Annotated in this window: 14 protein-coding genes; 7 read left to right on the top strand and 7 right to left on the bottom strand. The window is 57.6% G+C overall.

Features of this window, described 5'->3' with window-relative positions:
• Nucleotides 1-4 precede the first annotated feature (4 nt).
• Both ACAM27_RS11035 and ACAM27_RS11030 read right to left on the bottom strand, forming a co-directional pair.
• Nucleotides 5-2,410, bottom strand: a complete 2,406-nt coding sequence (locus ACAM27_RS11035; RefSeq protein ID WP_369611942.1) for a YbcC family protein — start codon at nt 2,408-2,410, stop codon at nt 5-7.
• The gene (locus ACAM27_RS11030) at nt 2,407-4,020 is read right to left on the bottom strand and encodes an NADH-quinone oxidoreductase subunit L (protein WP_222197785.1); all 1,614 of its coding nucleotides are present in this window, start codon (nt 4,018-4,020) and stop codon (nt 2,407-2,409) included. Before ACAM27_RS11030 ends, ACAM27_RS11035 begins: the two co-directional genes overlap by 4 nt.
• A gap of 107 nt (nt 4,021-4,127) precedes the next feature.
• Between ACAM27_RS11030 and ACAM27_RS11025 the strand changes: the two genes are divergently transcribed.
• From ACAM27_RS11025 to ACAM27_RS11010, 4 genes are all read left to right on the top strand, one after another.
• Nucleotides 4,128-5,036, top strand: coding sequence for a LysR family transcriptional regulator (locus ACAM27_RS11025; RefSeq protein WP_222197786.1), 909 nt, complete (start codon nt 4,128-4,130; stop codon nt 5,034-5,036).
• A 67-nt stretch (nt 5,037-5,103) separates the two neighbouring features.
• On the top strand, nt 5,104-6,585 hold the full coding sequence (locus ACAM27_RS11020) for a flavin-containing monooxygenase (protein ID WP_369611941.1): 1,482 nt from the start codon (nt 5,104-5,106) through the stop codon (nt 6,583-6,585).
• Nucleotides 6,586-6,697: 112 nt separating this feature from the next.
• Nucleotides 6,698-7,372: a FadR/GntR family transcriptional regulator gene (locus ACAM27_RS11015; protein WP_369611940.1), complete on the top strand. Its 675-nt coding sequence runs from the start codon at nt 6,698-6,700 to the stop codon at nt 7,370-7,372.
• Between the two features lie 3 nt (nt 7,373-7,375).
• Nucleotides 7,376-8,398 (top strand): bile acid:sodium symporter family protein, encoded by a 1,023-nt coding sequence (locus ACAM27_RS11010; RefSeq protein ID WP_023010230.1) that lies wholly within the window; start codon nt 7,376-7,378, stop codon nt 8,396-8,398.
• On the opposite strand, the gene ACAM27_RS11005 is transcribed toward ACAM27_RS11010, so the two are convergent.
• Complete coding sequence (locus ACAM27_RS11005; RefSeq protein WP_369611939.1) at nt 8,354-9,046, bottom strand: J domain-containing protein; 693 nt, start codon at nt 9,044-9,046, stop codon at nt 8,354-8,356. The two genes, ACAM27_RS11010 and ACAM27_RS11005, sit on opposite strands and share 45 nt — an antisense overlap.
• A 123-nt stretch (nt 9,047-9,169) precedes the next feature.
• On the opposite strand from ACAM27_RS11005, the gene ACAM27_RS11000 reads away from it, so the two are divergent.
• From ACAM27_RS11000 to ACAM27_RS10990, 3 genes are read left to right on the top strand one after another with little or no spacing between them, the layout of a single operon-like run.
• Nucleotides 9,170-11,383 carry a TonB-dependent receptor plug domain-containing protein gene (locus tag ACAM27_RS11000; protein WP_369611938.1) on the top strand — a complete coding sequence of 738 codons (2,214 nt, stop codon included), beginning with the start codon at nt 9,170-9,172 and terminating at the stop codon, nt 11,381-11,383.
• Nucleotides 11,384-11,413: 30 nt separating this feature from the next.
• The gene (locus ACAM27_RS10995; RefSeq protein ID WP_369611937.1) at nt 11,414-12,415 is read left to right on the top strand and encodes an ABC transporter substrate-binding protein; all 1,002 of its coding nucleotides are present in this window, start codon (nt 11,414-11,416) and stop codon (nt 12,413-12,415) included.
• A complete protein-coding gene (locus ACAM27_RS10990; RefSeq protein ID WP_369611936.1) occupies nt 12,412-14,346 on the top strand; it encodes an ATP-binding protein in 1,935 nt (644 codons plus the stop codon). Before ACAM27_RS10995 ends, ACAM27_RS10990 begins: the two co-directional genes overlap by 4 nt.
• Nucleotides 14,347-14,396: 50 nt before the next feature.
• Here ACAM27_RS10990 and gorA read toward each other — a convergent pair whose 3' ends face one another.
• From gorA to gspL, 4 genes are read right to left on the bottom strand one after another with little or no spacing between them, the layout of a single operon-like run.
• A complete protein-coding gene (gene gorA / locus ACAM27_RS10985; protein WP_023010225.1) occupies nt 14,397-15,758 on the bottom strand; it encodes a glutathione-disulfide reductase in 1,362 nt (453 codons plus the stop codon).
• Between the two features lie 17 nt (nt 15,759-15,775).
• Complete coding sequence (locus tag ACAM27_RS10980) at nt 15,776-16,447, bottom strand: GNAT family N-acetyltransferase (protein ID WP_022992395.1); 672 nt, start codon at nt 16,445-16,447, stop codon at nt 15,776-15,778.
• Nucleotides 16,448-16,486: 39 nt separating this feature from the next.
• Nucleotides 16,487-17,020 carry a type II secretion system protein GspM gene (gene gspM, locus ACAM27_RS10975; RefSeq protein ID WP_369611935.1) on the bottom strand — a complete coding sequence of 178 codons (534 nt, stop codon included), beginning with the start codon at nt 17,018-17,020 and terminating at the stop codon, nt 16,487-16,489.
• A 4-nt stretch (nt 17,021-17,024) separates the two neighbouring features.
• Nucleotides 17,025-18,332 (bottom strand): type II secretion system protein GspL, encoded by a 1,308-nt coding sequence (gspL, locus tag ACAM27_RS10970; RefSeq protein ID WP_369611934.1) that lies wholly within the window; start codon nt 18,330-18,332, stop codon nt 17,025-17,027.
• Nucleotides 18,333-18,334: the final 2 nt, after the last annotated feature.

Below are 18,334 nucleotides of genomic sequence, written 5' to 3'. Positions count from 1 at the left end.
GCGGTCAGGTGGTTACCCACCTGCCGTCGTCGTAACGCAGCGTCTGGTCGCCCTCCACTCGGTGCAGCCAGAGCCAGCGGTTTTCCACCAGAGCCCGGACATCCGCGTTACCCCGGATGACCGCTTCAATGCGTTCCGCTGGTGCATCGATCACCACCGCAAGGCGCATTGGCTCATGGCGCCAGTGCTCACCGTCGAATACTGACTGCAACGGAAGTCCGATCTTGAGATCGACGCCATTCCCCTCGATGACACCCAGGTTGCCGCCAACCACCGAATGCAGCAGTTTGTTGCCGGCACCGAAGATATCCGGCCTGGCAACCGAACCGAAGTACTGCAGATTAATCCAGTTTGCCACCACCATGGGCGCAGACATCAGCAGGGTCAGAACCTCTCCGGACGGGTCCTGCGAAGGATCATAGTCGTGCAGGAAGCAGCGCCCCCCGAGATCCAGTGAGCGAGTAAGTGAACGGGGGCCGATCACCATCCCGGCATTGTTGGCCAGGCCCCACTCAGGCCGAACTTCCGCCCAGTTGCAAGTCCGGCGTTTGAGTTCGGCAAGCAGGTCGTCATCGCTCTTGCCATTAAGCCCAAGACTGGTGGCTCTTTCTCTGCGACAGGCCTGGCCAGCAGCCTCAAGCTTCTCAACCAGCGTATTCAGTACCCGATGATGGCTGTCGGGTATCTGGTCCCGCCCGAAAATGGTTATTCTGTCTGTGATCGTGCAATGCTCAGCCGCCAGAGCAATGGTGCTCTCGGGCATAACAATGCCGCGCTCTGCCAGGCCCGCCCTCACCTGCCGGTCATTCAGCAGCTCGGCAGCCACTCTGGCGTTTACTCCTCCGTTTTTGCCGCCACAGGCTCCGCAGGCCAGACCAGCTTCGTTGGGGTTGTTGTCCGTATGGGCACCATGGCCCACCAGCAACAACACGCTGGCGAAGCCTTTGGTCAGGGACATCGCCCGCAAAAGCCCCTCCGCCAGATTTACCCGCTCAGGGTCTGACAAAGGATAGCCGTCCACGCAGTGGTGGAGCCTGCCGGACTCCACCGCCTCTGCTTTTGCAGAGTTTCTGTTCAGGCTGTCGCGAACAAGCTTCCAGGCCCAAGCAAGGCCAGTGGTTTCCACCAGTGTGAATGTAGACAGGCTGGAGTATTTGGCCCGGCGTACGGACTCCCGAACCTGTTCGCGGCTGTCCAGTTTCCGGTCCAGCTCCCGGTCTTCTGACGGACTGCCCAGGGTTTCCGAGTACCGATACACCGGCGCCAGCAGACCTGGCAGCCGGGCGTCGTCATCGGTTGGACCATGCCTGTGGTGAACAATGGGCATGCCGAAAAAACCCGCCACTCCCAGCGTTCTGATTTCAGGGTATACCTTCTCCAGCTGTCGACGAATGACTTCGGACCTTACGTCTATGCAGAAGGCGGCCTGCACTTCAGCCACAGTATCAGGTTCCGCAAGCGGGCTCCGCTCACCGGAGCGGATATCGTCGATGAAACGGGACTGCCAGGCCAGCTCATAGGCCCGGTGCCATATCCAGAGTGCCTGTTCATTACCGGAGGCCGGCGCCAGATCGAACGCATTGACGTAACGATTCTGCCAGCTCTCACGCTCTGCCTCAGTCATATTGATCAGCGCATGGGCCTCATGAATGAGCCAGATGGTCGCCAATTGCGCGCAGAAGTGTTCGGTACCGCTTTCATGAGGATCGCCCAGTGCTGCTCGCCAGTCCACACCTCTGCACCAGGATGCCCAGCCCAGCAACTGTCCGAGCAAATGGTGGATCACCAGGGGCAGTTGGCGGCTGCTGTAAGGCAGCTCACGAGCTACCCTTGTAGCGGCTTCCTGCCAGTCAGGCTTCAGCAACATTTCCATGCTGGCTTTCCGGACCAGTGAGCGTCCGGACTGACTAAGCCAGAACTGATACAGATCCTGTTTTGTACCAGAAACCCGCCAGCGATTCTGGCGCAGGTCGAAGTAGCGCGCACAGGCGCGTCCGATCTCTTCCCGGACCTCCTCGAGGGACGGTTCCTGTCGACCACGGCGGGTGTAACCAAGAGCCGACACAAACCCGGGCTGATTTGATGCAGCCCCAGAAAGCTGGGCCAGGAGCGCCTGGCTATCATCTTTCAAGCCCGCTTCGCGGGCAGCTTCCTCAAGATGCGGAAGCTGAATACGGCCGCCATCCCAGGCTTTCCGGTAGAAAGCCGGAGGCATCAACAACCCTGCTCCGAACAGACTGTCCAGTTCTCGGGAAACCTTCTCGACAGGTCCAGTCCTGCTGCCCCACCAGGGGTTAACCGCAATCCAGCGATCTAACGGCCAGATGGGCGCGATTCGTTCGCAGGCTTCATTAACAAGCTCCGGAATGACCTGTTCACAGGAAACAGAATTCGTAACAGGTGCGTTCATGATCTTTCTCCAGTCAGAGCCCTGTGCCGCAGTCGGATGTCGGCCGGTTTACCGTGGGCATTGAGCCAGGTTTGTGCCCAGCGGCGGGTGAGCTTTTCGAAAGGCTTGTCGAGATAGAGTCCTTGGCTGAAGTGCCAGTGGAGCTTCTGCGCCAGCACGCCCTGCGGGCGGGCGAATAGCACCAGCGACAACATAAACAGCACGGCCAGAACTACCCAGGCGAACCACTCAGCACCAACCGGCAAGGCTGTGTGTGCGGTCTGAGGCAAAGCGTTGCTCAGCAGCCAGTTAAGCACCCCGTACAGGGGGACCAGGGCAACGGCCAGCAGCAACACGACGACACGGGCGCCTTTTTGGCTTGCTCCCGGTGTACCCAGAACGGCAGCGCCAACCGCGAACACCAGCAATGCCGCCAGTACCGGCTTGTGGGCCACCAGTTGTGGGGCCTGCCACAGCAGGGCGCCGGCCAGGCCAGAGGCCAGCAGTGCGAGACCGGCTTGCGACTTGCTGATTTGCTCTGAAAATGCAATCCGGGAGACTTTGACGGTACGGCCAACGGCCAGGAACGAGTGCGCCTTGTACAGGGAGTGAGCCAGCAGGTGCAGTAGTGCCAGCGTGTAGGCGCCCAGCGCAATCTCGAACAGCATGAAGCCCATCTGGGCGTTGGTGGACCAGACCAGGCCATGTTTCGCTGAATTCTGGGTCATCATGGTGAACACCGCGACGATGGCGGTTGCCCCGCCAACAACCAGCAGGATCATGTGCCCTGCCGTGAAGCCTTCAAACACCGGGAACAGTCGCAGCCAAAGGAAGCCGCCCAGGTTGACTACGCCCGCATGCAGAAGTGCTGACACAGGGGTGGGAGCTTCCATCACCCGGATCAGCCAACCGTGGAAAGGCAGCTGGGCACATTTGAGCGCAGCTGCCACCGCCAGCAAAACAGAAGCGATGGTAAGCGACTGGGATTCACGGCCCAGGTGTTCGCCCAAAGCATAGATTTCAGGGATGCGGAAGCTGCCGTAGTGATTCCAGATTAACAGTACGGCTGCCAGAATGGCGGCATCACCAAGCCGGCTGGCAATAAATTTCTGAGCTGCCGCGAGGCGAGCCTGTGGCCGTTCCGCGTACAGCGTCAGCAGCTGGTGCAATGACAGGCTTACGCCTACCCAGGCACCAGCCAGCACCAGCAAGTGATCGGTAAACACCAGCACCAGTACACTGACTACTGTAGTGAGGAACCAGGGCAAAAACGCATTATAAGCCGGGTCGCCACGCAGGTAGTCCCGGGTATAACGAAGAATGACCCAGGCAATGAAACAGACCATCAGAGCCATCCATACCGCCAATCCATCCGGGTACAGCCCCAGTCGAATACCGAGCTCCGGCAGACCGGTATCAAACACCAGCCGGTCAAACAACAGGACTGCACCAATGGTGGCAGTTGCCAGCAGCAACAGCCTGAAACCGCTTTCCGCCAGGCGCCAGCAATGAGCCAGTTTGAGAGGGTTTTTCGTCCAGTTGGCGAATCCAGCCAGCGCCAGCAGGGCAACAGGCAGGGCCAGCCAGGCCATCAACAGCACGAGCGAAGCAGTCGTGGTAAGTGTTGTCATGTTGGGCTCCTTCAGTTTCACGCCTACTTTGCCGTTAATGCACTCATATATAAAATGGTTTATAAAGATTAAATCGTTCACTTTTAAAGAACAGACAAGAGACCACCATGCGTCTGAACTACCATCACCTTTACTATTTCTGGACTGTGGCTCGAACCGGACACCTCACCCGGGCGGCCGAATCACTTCATATCTCTCAGTCCGCATTGTCCGGCCAGATACGAAAGCTGGAGGAAAGCCTTGGCTACGATCTTTTTGTCCGGGAGGGGCGTCGACTGCGACTATCGGAGGCCGGGCGGGTCGCCTTTACCTACGCTGAAGAGATTTTCCGCCAGGGGGAGGAACTGGAGGCGCTGTTTCGTACCGGGCGTCAGGCCAACCGGGAAACTCTGAAAGTCGGTGCGGTCGCAACCCTCTCCAGAAACTTTCAGGAAGGCTTCCTGCGGCCCCTGCTGGGACGAAAAGATCTGGAGCTCAAGCTGCAAAGCGGGAGCCTTGACGACCTTCTTCGCCGTTTGTCAGCGCACCGACTCGATCTGATTCTGTCGAATCAGCCAGTACAAGGTGACGAAGAAACGCCCTGGCGCTCACGCCGTATAGCCCGCCAGTCGGTCAGCGTAATCGGGCCGCCGGGCAGCCAGAATGCCCCTGGATTTCCCGATATTCTGCGCGACCGACCTCTGATTCTGCCCGGGCCTGACAACAACATACGGCAGGCCTTCGATCAGCTCTGTGAGCACCACCACATTCACCCTGTAATCATCGCTGAAGTAGACGACATGGCCATGATGCGTTTGCTGACCCGGGACAGCGGGCACTACGCCATACTGCCGCCGGTGGTGGTCCGGGATGAGCTGAGAAACGGCGAGTTGAAGGACTACGGTGCCCTGCCCGGCGTATTCGAAGAGTTTTACGCCATTCGTATCCGGCGCCAGTTTGAGTCGCCGGTATTGCGGGAGTTGATGGCTCAGAAAGCCGAGGAGTTACTGACCTTTTCGGACAATCAATCTGGTTGATTCGGCCTATGTATTACACAAACAGGCCGTTATAGTCGTTGGTGTACAACAATAACAAGGATTATCCATGGCCCACGCTCGTACCCGAAAACCTTCTGTTCTGATTATCGGTACCGGATTCGGCGGAATCGGTATGGCCATCAAACTCAAACAGGCAGGATTTACGCACCTGACTCTGCTGGAAAAAGCCGGCGGTGTGGGCGGAACCTGGCGCGACAACACATACCCCGGTGCGGCCTGCGATGTTCAGTCCCACCTCTACTCCTACTCGTTCGAGCCCAAACACGACTGGAGCCGGAAATTCGGAGCTCAGCCTGAAATCCTCGAATACATGAAATCCTGTGTTCGCAAATACCAACTGGAGCCTCACGTCCAGTTCAATCAGGCGGTAACGTCCGCAACATTTGACGACCACAGCAACCGTTGGCATATCTTGACTGAAACCGGCGACACATTCAGCGCCGACGTGTTAATCACCGCCACTGGCCAGTTGAACCGGCCAGCCATGCCGAACATTCCGGGGCTCGAGAGCTTCCGCGGCGCCTGCTTTCATTCCGCCCGATGGCAGCACCACACCGAGCTTCGCAACAAGCGCGTTGCGGTAATAGGAACCGGCGCCAGCGCGATTCAGTTTGTGCCCGAAATTACGCCACTGGTCGGGCAACTGGACCTTTACCAGCGCTCAGCCGCCTGGGTATTGCCCAAGCCGGACCGGCCGTTTCACCAATTTGAGCAAACACTGTTTAAAAAGCTGCCACTGTGGGATCGCCTCTACCGGGGCCTCATCTACTGGAAGAACGAATCCCGGGCTCTGGCATTTACCCGTTTCTCGTGGATTCTGGATCTGTTCGCCCATCAGGCCCGAAAAGAAGCCCGCCGCTGGGTAACAGACCCGGATAAATTCCACCATTTGATCCCCGATTACCGCATTGGCTGCAAGCGAATCCTGATCTCCAACGACTGGTACCGAGCGGTCAATCAGCCCCACGTCAACCTGCTCACAGGCGGCATAGCCCGAATAGACGAGACCGGGATTGTGTCTGAAAAAGGCGAGCACCGGCCTGCCGACATCATCATCTTCGGAACTGGCTTCCGGGCCAGCGAGTTTCTCTCGCCCATCCACATTGCCGGCCGTGAGGGCCTGACGCTGAATGACGCATGGTCCAACGGCAGCAAAGCTTTCAAAGGCATCTCAGTCAGTGGATTCCCCAATCTCTTCATGCTCTATGGCCCGAATACCAACCTGGCACACAATTCGATTCTGTTCATGCTCGAATCTCAGTACCGGTACGTGTTAAGTGCCCTGGACGCCCTCTCCCGCTATCCCGGCGCGGCCATGGATGTACGGGAGGATCGCCAGAGCCGATACTGCCAGGTGGTCCAGCGCGGTCTGGAAGGCAGTGTATGGGACGCTGGCTGCAGCTCCTGGTACCTGGACGAGCATGGGCGAAACACCGTGAACTGGCCCGGCTTCACCTTCAGTTACCGGTTTGCGACCCGGTCAGTGGATACCGCGGACTACCAGTTTCTTGACCCGGTGAACGCCTGAGCCCGGCAGCGCGGAACCGCCCCGCCGAGGTATCTCATGAGTTTTAAGCAAGGGTTGAATCGGGCGCCCAAACATAGGATGATTGGGTCACCATATAGAGGGATGATCCATTATGCTGACACCAATCCGCAAAGGCTCGCTGGTCGAAACCGCTATTGAAAGTCTTCGGCAAACCATTGAGAGCGGAGAATGGCCGGTAGGTACTCGCTTACCCGTCGAGGCAGAGCTCTCGGAGGCTTTGGGCATCAGTCGTAATACTATTCGGGAAGCCGTAAGGGTTCTGGTGCACGTTGGCATGCTGGAGACCCGGCAGGGCGACGGCACTTACGTGCGTGCCAATCGGGATGCCGGAGAAACACTCCGGCGCATTGCCCGAAGCCAGCTGGCCGAACAGATTGAAGTGCGGATTATGCTGGAGACAGAAGCGGCCCGTCTGGCGGCAAGGCGCCGCACCGATGCGGATCTCAAAGCCATGACCGAGGCACTGGATGCGCGAGCGGCAGCCGGGGAAGCCGTTGAAGAGCGTATTCGGCACGATGAGTGGTTCCATCACTCGCTGGTACGCGCCTCCCACAACTCTGCCCTGATCGAACTCTACGATTACTTCTCTCACGCGGTCAGCCAGACCATCGAGCGCACCGAAATGGATTCAGACCTTCCGGAACCCAGCCAGGAAGCCCACGAACTGCTGTTGGCAGCCATTCGCCGGAAAGATGCCGATAAAGCGGAGGCACTGTCGAGGGCGCTTCTGACACCAAGCCTCAATGCCCTTAGTGGTAAGGAGTAAGCTGTGAAATTCCGGATAGACACCTTTACCCTGCTGTTACTTGGCGCCATTGTTCTCGCCTCGTTCCTGCCGGTAACGGGACAGGCGGCAGAAGCGCTCGGCACCGCAGGCACCATCGCGGTGGCCTTACTGTTTTTCTTTCATGGCGCAGCTCTGTCCAGACAGCAGATCATCGACGGTGCCACCCATTGGCGGCTGCACATCCTGATTACCGCCCTCACCTTCGTGTTTTTCCCCCTTGCCGTACTGCCGGTCAATGAACTGAGCACTATTGCGCCCGAGTGGATGCCCAAAGACCTGGGGCTGGGTTTTCTGTATCTGGGCGTGCTTCCATCCGCTGTATCTTCTTCGATTGCCTACACCGCCATGGCCCGGGGCAACGTACCGGCTGCCATCTGCAGTGCGGCCGCATCCAATGTGTTCGGCATGATGCTGACACCGTTTCTGTTGCTGCTCCTGGTATCCACCTCGGGCGCCGGAGAGTTCTCGGTTGCCGAGGCACTGAAAGACATCGTGCTTCAGCTACTGCTGCCATTTGCGGTTGGCCATGCCCTGCGCCCCTGGCTCGGCGGCTACCTGTCACGCAATGAGTCACTGATGGCGCGCTATGACCAGTGTGTGATCTGGATCATCGTATACTCCGCCTTCTCTCACTCCGTGGTCAGCGGGTTGTGGCAGAACCTTCCGGTACAGGCCATCGTCCTGGCGATCCTGATCTGCTTCGGCTTGTTGGGGCTGTTTATGCTGATCGCTCGATTGATGGTGCGAAAGCTGGGGTTCAGTCTGGAGGATGAAGCCGCGGTGGTTTTCTGTGGTTCGAAGAAGAGCCTGGCATCTGGCTTGCCGATGGCCAAAGTGCTGTTCTCTGGCCATCCGGGGTTTGGCATGATCGTGTTGCCGATTATGTGCTACAACCAGATCCAGGTGATTGTCGGGGCCATTCTTGCGCAGAAGTATCGTGAGAAAATTCAACAGGCAAAATCAGCCCCCGCCCATGCCTCCGAAAATGGTTGCCAGAATCGCTAATCCCACAATCCAGCCAATAACCGCCGGCCAGAAATTCACCATCTGTGGAGGCTGGTCGGCGGAATCGCTTTCCCCCTCCCCCATGCCTCGGCCAGATAGCATATCCGACTCCGGGTAAGTCCGTGGATCCGGTTCTTCAACAACATCTTTCAGGCTGAACCACTCGAACCAGTCCCCCAGAAAGCGCGCGACCGGAGCAGGAAGCGCGCCATTTTCTGCCAGCGGGCGAACCTGGGGCTCCAACTGGCGACCAATCTCCCGGCGAACATCAACACGATCTGCCGGGGGTTCACACAGGATGGCCTTCCAGATAGCAACGTCCTGCTGGCGGTAATTATCGTTCATCAACGCCCTGATCTGGATAATGACTTCCCGGGTAACCTGGGCCTCTTCGGACGTAAACGCCCGGGAATCAGCGTCTTCATAGCGGAGTTGTCCGGAATCATTGTCTGTCGGGCTTGATGACGGGACTCCGTCCGGCGCACTGGCACTCAATTGGGGCTCGGCGCCACCGGTTGCTTCACGGTAGGCCTGCTCCAGTGCCCGGGCCTCGTCGCCGGAGGCAAACTTCAACTGACGCTCGTAGGCCTGGCGTATCTGATCCTGATCGCCGGTAGGCTCGATTCCGAGAAGATCCCAACAGTTCATACAACAGCAACTCCGATGATGGAAAATCTGTATTCTTTATGGAGACAAATCGGGCTCTCTCACTTAGGATTAGTTGAGAACCATAACAATATTTTCATCTCGGCAAATTATAGAACGACACACATGGCCATTACGAATTACCGGTTTGCAAAGCAACGCTCTCTTCATCGCTTGCAAGGACGCATATGGCTGTCGGTTTCCCTCTCTGCAGCGCTGAGCGGGACGGCATTACCCGGCACCGCACAAACTCTCGATTCCGGTTTCGAGGACAGTATTCCCGGCTTGAACGCCACGATACCGGAAGTGCTGACCACCACCAGACTGCGGCAGCCCAAAACCCGAGTGCCCGGCAGTACGACGGTGATTGGGGGAGACCTGATCCGGGACCTGGGTATCAGAAGCCTGTATGAAGTCTTCCGCCTGGTGCCAGGCATGGTGGTGAACTTTGTTGGCAGCCATCAGCCCGTGGTTACCTACCACGGCACAGTCCACTACGAACAGCGGAGAATGCAGGTTCTGGTAGACGGCCGGACGGCTCACCGGGCAACCCTGTCCGACATGGACTGGGAAACCATGCCTGTGCCCCTCGAGCTGATCGAGCGCATTGAGGTAGCCAGAGGACCGAATTCGGCCGCCTATGGTATCAACGCATTTCTGGGCACTATCAATATCATTACTCGGGATCCTGCGGACAGCGCCAACCTGGAAACGACGGTCACCAGTGGCTCCAGGGGCTACCTGCGCACGTTTGCCTCCACCGGCAATGCGGATTCGAGCTACGACTGGCGCCTGAGTTTCGAGAAACGCAAGTTCGACGGATTTGATTATCAGATCGATGACGATGAACGTTTCCCGTTCAATGATGGCCACGACATCAACTCTTTTATCTACGATTCTCGACTGACATTTACGCCGGGGACTAACCTGGAACTTCAGGGCGGCGTGGTCGATGGCACCAAATACCAGGACAAGGACAAAAGCGGCGAACTCAATCCGCTGGACCATCCGGACATCGACGTGCGGGACTACTATCTGCAAAGCAAGCTCAACCATAGTTTCTCAAGCGAGCATTTCATCCACTTGCAGGCCAGCGTTGAGAACTTTGACCGGCGCCAGGAATATGCCATCAGTTTCCCGGACAGCACGGTGGAATGCCTCCGAAACAACACTCCATTGTATGAGTACACGTACACGGCCGGCGGGCGGGAACGGCGCTGTTTCATATCCCAGGGCGGTCCCGACGCTTTTGCAGTAGTGGATGCAGATTCCGAAGATACCCGGATTGAACTGGAAGCTCAGGATACGCTGATTGTCAGCGACAGCCTGAAACTGGTTTCCGGCGCGGGTTTCCGTAAAGATATCTTCCGTTCAGAAACCTACTTCAACGGGCGCGGAAACAACTATCAGTCCCGCTTGTTCGGCAACCTGGAATTCAGTCCCTGGCAATGGGTCACCTTTAATGCCGGCGGCAACTGGGAGCGAACCAGCACCACAGGCGACAGCTATTTCTCGCCCCGCGCAGCCGCAAACTTCGTGGTGAACAATAACCACGCCCTGAGGTTTGTGTTCTCCCAGGCTGTCAGAACTCCTGATGGCTTTGAACAAAGCCCTGATTGGGGATACACCCTGCGTAATGTCAGACCGGCAATCTATTCTGACCTTGAAGGTCGCCGCGTCACGATTGAGGACGCCGCCCAGGAAACAGGTATCCTCACACTGAGTAACGATCTTGAGGAGGAGACCATTACCTCTCACGAAATCAGCTACTTCGGGCAGTTTCCTCTGGATCAAGCGTTGTTCTCGCTTGAAGTCAGAGGCTTTCGCGATGAGCTCAGAGACATGATCAGTGGCGTTATCCAGCTCAAGGAGTGGACGCTGGAAAACAACGTGGCCGTTGACCAGAAGGGCTTTGAGGTTGAAGCCAGCCTCGATTTCCCCGGCACCCTGCTTCGAGCAAGCTACGGTTATCTTGATCAGGAGACCTGGTATACCGGCGCGCCGATTCTGGAATCTGACGGCACGGTAAACGAAAACGAGCAGCGCTACATGACCGAACTGCTGGAGCGGATGTCTGTCCGGCACTCGGGTAGCCTGGCGATTATTCAGGATCTTCCCGCAGGCTTTAAGTGGTCTGGTGCATTTTACTGGGCCGACGAATTCAACACCCGGTTTGAACGCTTTGATACCCGGTTGGTGAAACAGATATTCCAGCCCCGTTATACGGCTGAAATCGCGCTATCCATGCAACATTACCTGAACCGGGAACCTGAGCTAAGCTCAGACAACAACATCGAAGATCATAATCAGTTTTTTGTTGAAGCCGGTATTCGCTTTTGACGGTGTGCAGGGCAGGAAACTAAACAGTCAATGGAATGGACCAGCTGTCAGACGATGCTCAACCCAAACGGTAACGTTACAACGGGCCGTACATCCAGACTTGCCAGAGTCACCTCTTTGCTGGTCTGGCTGATGGCTTTGTTGTTCGTTGATTCTGGTCTCGCCCTGGGCCAGGAATCGGGGACCAGATCAGCCTATATCGCCGGATCTGGCAACGCCGCTCTGGATGACCATGTTGCTCGCCTGCTGACCAAACAGCTTAGCGACCAGGTCACACTGGAGCCACTGACTGAAAGCCAGCTCACTGTTCTCGAGAATGAACCTGTGATCGCAATAGGGCCTGCCGCATTCTCACGGGTGCGCCAGGCCAACAGGGATCTTCCGGTTTTGGCATTACTGGTTGATAAGGATTTCATCGAGGGTTATACCACACGCTTTTCCGGCCAGTTGTCTGCCGTCTATTACGATGCACCCTTATTACGGCAAGCCTTGACGGGCAAGGTCATCCTGCCCCAGGCAACCCGCGTCGCCTTGCTTGCCACAACCGAAAGCGTAGAACTTTACGAACCCCTCATCGATCAACTGGCACCCTACGGCCTGGAAGCCAAGGTCTTTATTGCCGATACCGAGGATCAACTTATCCCAAGCCTCATTCGAGCCCTCAGCTTCGGTGATTTTCTGCTTGCCGGGCAGGATGATGCCATTTACAACCCACGCAATATCAAACACATTCTGCTGACCGCCTATCGCAGGAACAAGATCCTGATCGGCCCGAGCCAGGCCTACGTCAAGGCCGGCGCCCTCGCCTCCAGTTATGCGCCATTCACTGAGATGGCTGAGCTTGCAGCCAGTCACCTGATAACCTATTTCGACTCAGGCGCCTTCCCGGCGCCAACCTACCCTGACGAATACCGGGTTGAAGTAAACCAGCAGGTTGCGCGATCCCTGAACATCCCGCTGCCAGAACGGGAGTGGATTGCCCAGGCGGTACAAAACATGATTAGCGAGAACAACCAGGAGGCAGGCCAATGAGCAGCACAGCCAATACTCCCGGCATGTCACTCTCGCGGCGTCTTCTCCTGCTTGGCGCCCTGCCCGCGGTTGTGATTTTTGTGGCATTGATGGTTTTCTTTACCTCAGCCCGTCTCGAAGATGCCCGTCTGGACCTGGCCCAGAGCAGTCAGATGCTTGCTGACAGCCTCGCCCCAGCACTTGAGTATGCCGTGGTCTCCGGTAACTCAACGGCTCTGGAGCAGGTCCTCGGGCAGTCCCTGAAACGCAGCAAAGCAGACTGGATTCGCGTGACCGACGTTGTTGGTGAAGAGCTCGGTTTTGTCAGCCGAGGTGTTGAATCGGAACACACAGAAACCGGGATCTTCGACATCTATGAGGCCGAGATTCTTCAGGAACCGCTGGAGATCGGTTCCGGAGGAGCGGGTGACTGGTTTACCGGCGGCTGGAACTTCAATTCCGGATCGCTTCGGGTAGGACTGGTGCAAGTCGGGGTGAACCCCGACGTTCTGGAAACCCGAAGGCAGGATATTCTCTGGAGCTCACTGACCGTGGGCTTTGCCTTGCTGGTGTTCAGCCTGCTGCTGGCAAACCATTTCCTGAACAATATCCTTCAGCCCATGCGACAACTATCCAGCCGCGTTGGCAAGCTGATTGTTGGTGACTACACCACGCAACCGGTCTCGAGCAAGGGCAGTGCCCGGGAAATTGCGGAGATACAGCAACAATTGAACGAACTCGCAGTTCACCTGGAACAACTTCGATCTGCCCGGGACCAGACACTGGCGATTTCTGAAAGTGCCCGGGAGAAAGCGGAACACGCCAGCCAGGCCAAGTCAGAGTTTCTTGCCACCATGAGCCACGAACTTCGGACTCCCCTGAACGGCGTGCTCGGCATGGTTGACCTGATTCACGAAGAGCCGCTGACCAAACGTCAGAGCGACTACCTGACCACGGCCCGGCAATCCACGGAAGACCTGCTGACCGTGATCTCCGATATCCTGGACTACGCCAGAATGGACAATGGCAATCTGGTATTGGACCAACAGGCCTTCGATCTTCAGAGCCTGTTTACCAACTGCGTCGCCTCCTACCGTCACGCCGCAGAAAAGCAGGGGCTGAGCCTGGATCTCCAGTTCCTCGGTGAATGGCCACGGCATCCTGCCGTGCTTGGGGATGCGCCGCGTGTAAGGCAGATTCTTGCGGGGCTGATCGACAACTCACTGAAGTTCACCAGCGAAGGATTCGTCGGCATCCGGGTGAACTGGCTTGAGCTGGAAAACCACTGCGTACTCGTCCAATGCTCGGTTAAGGATTCAGGCTCTGGTATTCCTGCGGAACGACTGCAAAGTGTCTTCAACAGCTTTGAGCAGCTGGACACCGGCGATAACCGGGCTCACGGTGGCACAGGGCTTGGGCTGTCGCTGGTCCAGCGCCTGGTCGAATTGATGGGCGGGCATGTGCAGGTGGAGTCCGATATCGGCCAGGGTTCCTCATTCCGGTTCGAGCTTCCTTTCGAGCTAGCCTATCAGAATCCTCCAACCGATGAGCCACGGGAACAGGTCACCGGTACCGCCCGGGCCCTGGTGGTCGAGGATAATCTGGTGAATCAGAAAGTAACGGAAGCGCTGTTGCGGAAGTTCGGGTTCCAGACCGAATGCGTGACCAATGGCACCGATGCTGTTAGACGGATCAAAAATGACCACGAAGGTTATGATGTCATTCTGATGGACTGCCAGATGCCAGTGATGGATGGCTATGATGCCACCCGCATGATCCGCGACTGGGAACAGGGAAATGGTCAGAGCGGCGTACCGATTATCGCACTGACCGCAGATGTGTCTGAGGATACTGAGAAAGCCTGCAAAGAAGCAGGTATGAACGACTATCTGACCAAGCCCGTGCGCAGGGATACGTTGCGGGAGGTACTCTCTCGCTGGATTCGCGTGTAACAACGAGCGCCGGAGTTGGCAGGCTTTGCACTCCGGCGCTACCCACCCTGTCAGGCCACCGGCTCTCGCATGGTGACAAACTCTTCAGCGGATGTCGGGTGAATGCCCATCGTAGCGTCAAACTGGGCCTTGGTGGCACCGGCTTTAATAGCCACCGCCAGTCCCTGGATGATTTCACCGGCATCCGGCCCAACCATATGGGCGCCCAATACCTTGTCTGAACTATCATCCACAATCAGCTTCATCAGACAGCGCTCATCACGGCCGCTCAGGGTGTACTTCATGGGGCGAAACTCGGAACGGTAAATCCGCAGCGAATGCCCCGCGTCCCGCGCTTCTTTCTCGGTCAACCCGACCGTTCCGATATTAGGCTGACAGAAGACAGCGGTCGGTATTGCGCTGTAGTCCATATCACCCTGGCCATCACCAAACAGCCGCCGGGACAGCACCATGGCCTGCGCCAGCGCAACCGGCGTTAGCTGCGGCGTTCCGATGACATCACCAAGGGCGGAGATGGACGGTACCGCCGTCTGGAAATGATCGTTCACCTCAACATGACCCGAAGCATTGAGTTCCACTCCCAGATCGGTCAGCCCGAGTCCGTCTACGAGCGCGCGGCGACCTGTCGCAGCCATAACCAGCCCGGTCTCCATGCTGCTGCCATCGCTCAGATTCACCTGGTAGTGAGCATTCAACTGCTCGACAGATTCAATCGTGACATTGAACCGGAGATCCACGCCTTTCTTGCGCATCTCCTGTTCCGTGAACTTGCGGATATCCTCGTCAAACCCTCGCAGGAACAGCTCGCCCCGGTACAGCAGCGTGGTCTCCACACCAAGACCCGCGAGAATGCCGGCGAACTCGACGGCAATGTAACCACCGCCCCAGACCACGGCGTGGCGCGGTAACTGTGGCAGGTAAAACATCTCATTGGAGGTGAGCAGAAATTCCTTGCCGGGAACATCCGGAACCACTGGCCAGCTGCCCGTGGCAACTGTGATGTGCGCTGCCGAAAAAGCTCTATCACCAACGATCACCGTGTGAGGGTCGCGGAGACTGGCCGTACCCTCAATGATGGTGACGCCGGCATTCTCGAGCAATCGGCCATAAATGCCATTCAAGCGCTCTATCTCGGCATTCTTGTTGGCGACCAGCGTTGGCCAGTCAAACGAGACATCGTCTGTTGGCACAGACCAGCCATATCCGTGTGCATCTTCGAGCTCTTCCCTGACGTGCGCTCCATAGACAAAGAGTTTTTTCGGAACACAACCCACGTTAACGCAGGTTCCTCCCAGGTAACGGGATTCCACCACCGCCACCCGGGCACCGCGCTGGGCCGACATGCGGGCGAGCCGGACACCGCCGGAACCGGCCCCGATAACGATCAGATCAAAATCATGGCTCTCAGACACTGTTTCTCCTGTTTACTTCAAGATTGCTGTTGCCGGGGCTCACTCGACTGATCTTCGTCTGCGAGCACTTCCCGGAACAACACGTGGTCTTCAAAATCACCAAGCCGGATCTTGCCCAGGCTTCGGAACCCCTCGGATTCATAAAACGGCAGGTAACGGCTGTTCCCGGTATCGAGCACCAATCCACTGCCCCGGGGGTTTTCCTCACACAGGCGCTCCACTGCCTGCAGCAACATCCGACCATACCCCTTGTGCTGGTATTTTGGGTTGACTCCCATCAACGGCAACTGATGCGCCTGCCTCTGCGGCAAAAGGTCGCGAATCCTGCGATGATACTCCAGATACCGGCGCGTAGATGAAAAGCCCGCCGTCAGAACCATACGCACCCGCCAGCCAAGCTGGTCTGCCAGATTCAGCCTGAGTTCCGGCTCACCCACAAACGCAACAGCAACCAGTGTTTCGTCCACCATCACACCGATGGCATCCTGATTCAGCTCCAGATAAAGGTCGATCAATTCCCGGATGGTCGCCCTCACCCTCTGGCTGTAACCGGGTTTCCGGTGATCGAACAGGTACTGGAATGTCGGCTCCTCCCGATAGGCATGAAAAAGCACCGACTGGGCCTCGTTTCGTGCCGTCTCGTCCAGGCGAACCAGAACAGCTTCAGCATTATTGTTGTTGTCTGCCATCGTGTTGCTCCCTCGCTAGTGTGGGGTCACGCTTGCCGGTCAGATCGCCAGCGTAAGCCTCACGGATACCTGCCCGGGCCCATTGCCCCGATCAAGTGCGGCCTGGTCAATCACCACGCCATGATTACTGTGCAAACGCTCAAGCCAGGCTGCCACATCAGCGTAGGCGGCGTTTTCAAGCCAGACCCGGATGGCACCCTCACCGCTGGGCTCGAAGCGTTGCAAAGAAAGCCCCGCCTCTCCGGCTGAACGAGTCACCAGGGCCATCAATGCCCGCCCGTCTTCAGGCTTGTCAGCCCCTGCCGCAGTTGTCGCTGCGCCACCAGCCGAGCCCAGGCGCTGAATGGTCGTCTCGTTGGCCCGCATCCAGGCCAGGAGTTCTGCGGCATTCTCACGACTCGAGGCAGCCCGGTCATGAAACTGAATCACCGGCTGCCAGATCAGCAGATAAATCAATGCCAGCAACAGGGCTATACCCAGAGCAGTCAATGCCTGACGGTCGCGGGTGGGTAACTGATCATAGCGAGCAATCAGTTTGCCCACGGCCGGTTGATCCTTGATGCGTGACCACATGGGCTTATCCTCCTGAAACCGTGAGGCGGCCTCGGGCGCCGCTGGATTCGTTGACCACGGAACCGATCTGGGCCTGCAGCCCTTCGCTGGCGAGTCCGTTACGCAGACGGCTTAACCGATCATAACTGTCGGCCCGGATATCCACCACGAGTTCGCCCCGGCTCCGGCTGTAGTTAATCGAGTTAAAGGTAACAGCTCCGGGATTCTGCAGCCGGCCGTACTGATCGCCGGTGTATTTCATCAGGGTGATAAAATCCACGTCAGGGCCCTGGGAGCCAGCAACCCGTAACTGGCCTTCGATAACACGTCGTACGTTTCCGGCATGGGTTCGGCGGTCCGAGGGAAAGGCATTCCGGTAAACCGCCATAGCCTGGCTTTCGAGCTGCTCCGCCTGCTGCTGCTGGTAGATTCCCATACCCATCTCCAGCCCCATCTGGATCACGAACCAGAGTGATGCCACGGCGATAAGCGGCTTCCAGGGTTTCAGGGGGCTGCTGCCCTCCGCCTTGAACGCGAACGCCCCCTGGCACAGATTAATGGGCTGGCTCAGGTGATGGTGGTACGACCAGGCCAGGAACTCGGTTACCGAAAATTCCAACGGCTTCTTTTCGATACGAAGAAGCCCGGTGGTTCCCGAAAGCTCACTCACCAGGGCCTGGCTCGCGTCCAGATCTGCCTCGGTGCCATATAGCTGCACCGGAATTTCGGCCACCACTTCGTCAGACGAAGGCGCAGCAAGTGTCACTGCAAGCAGCGGAAGATTATCTGCCTGCATGCGCAGCCACTCTCCCCGCTGGCTCTGCAGAAGTGCCGACTCTGCATCCAGGCAGATGACCCATCCGGATTCCGCCGCTGGCAACAGTGAAGCGTCTGGATAGACGGCCTCCAGACGGGCGTGGTACCAGCCAGAAAACAGTTGGCGCCAGCGAGCCATCTGCTCGCGATCGATGGCAGCAACCCGGTAGCCCTCAGGCGTGTGCGGCCCCAGCGCGAGATGAACCGAGTCAATGTCCTGGGCTATCTGCTCCTCAACGGCATACGGCAAGGCCTGCTGAATAAAACGGGTCTGTTTCGCCGGTATATCCGCCAGACAGAAAACCGCCTCATCACCGGGAATCAGTCCGATCAGCAGCACTTTCTCCAGCGCATTCTGTGCCAGCGTTTGCTCGATATGCTCCCGTGTATCAGCCGTGCCTCTGGCCTGAGCATCGCCACTGGCATCCTGGAGCACCCAGCTGAACAGCTGGGCATCGGGGCTCTGGTCCGGGTCCGCATACGGAGGCACCGGCCGGACAAAAAGGCGGTAAGACATGG

Origin of the sequence: Marinobacter sp. RI1 (assembly GCF_041155085.1) — a bacterium.
In the GTDB taxonomy this organism is placed as follows: domain Bacteria; phylum Pseudomonadota; class Gammaproteobacteria; order Pseudomonadales; family Oleiphilaceae; genus Marinobacter; species Marinobacter nauticus.
This window is presented reverse-complemented; position numbering and strand designations above follow the sequence as displayed.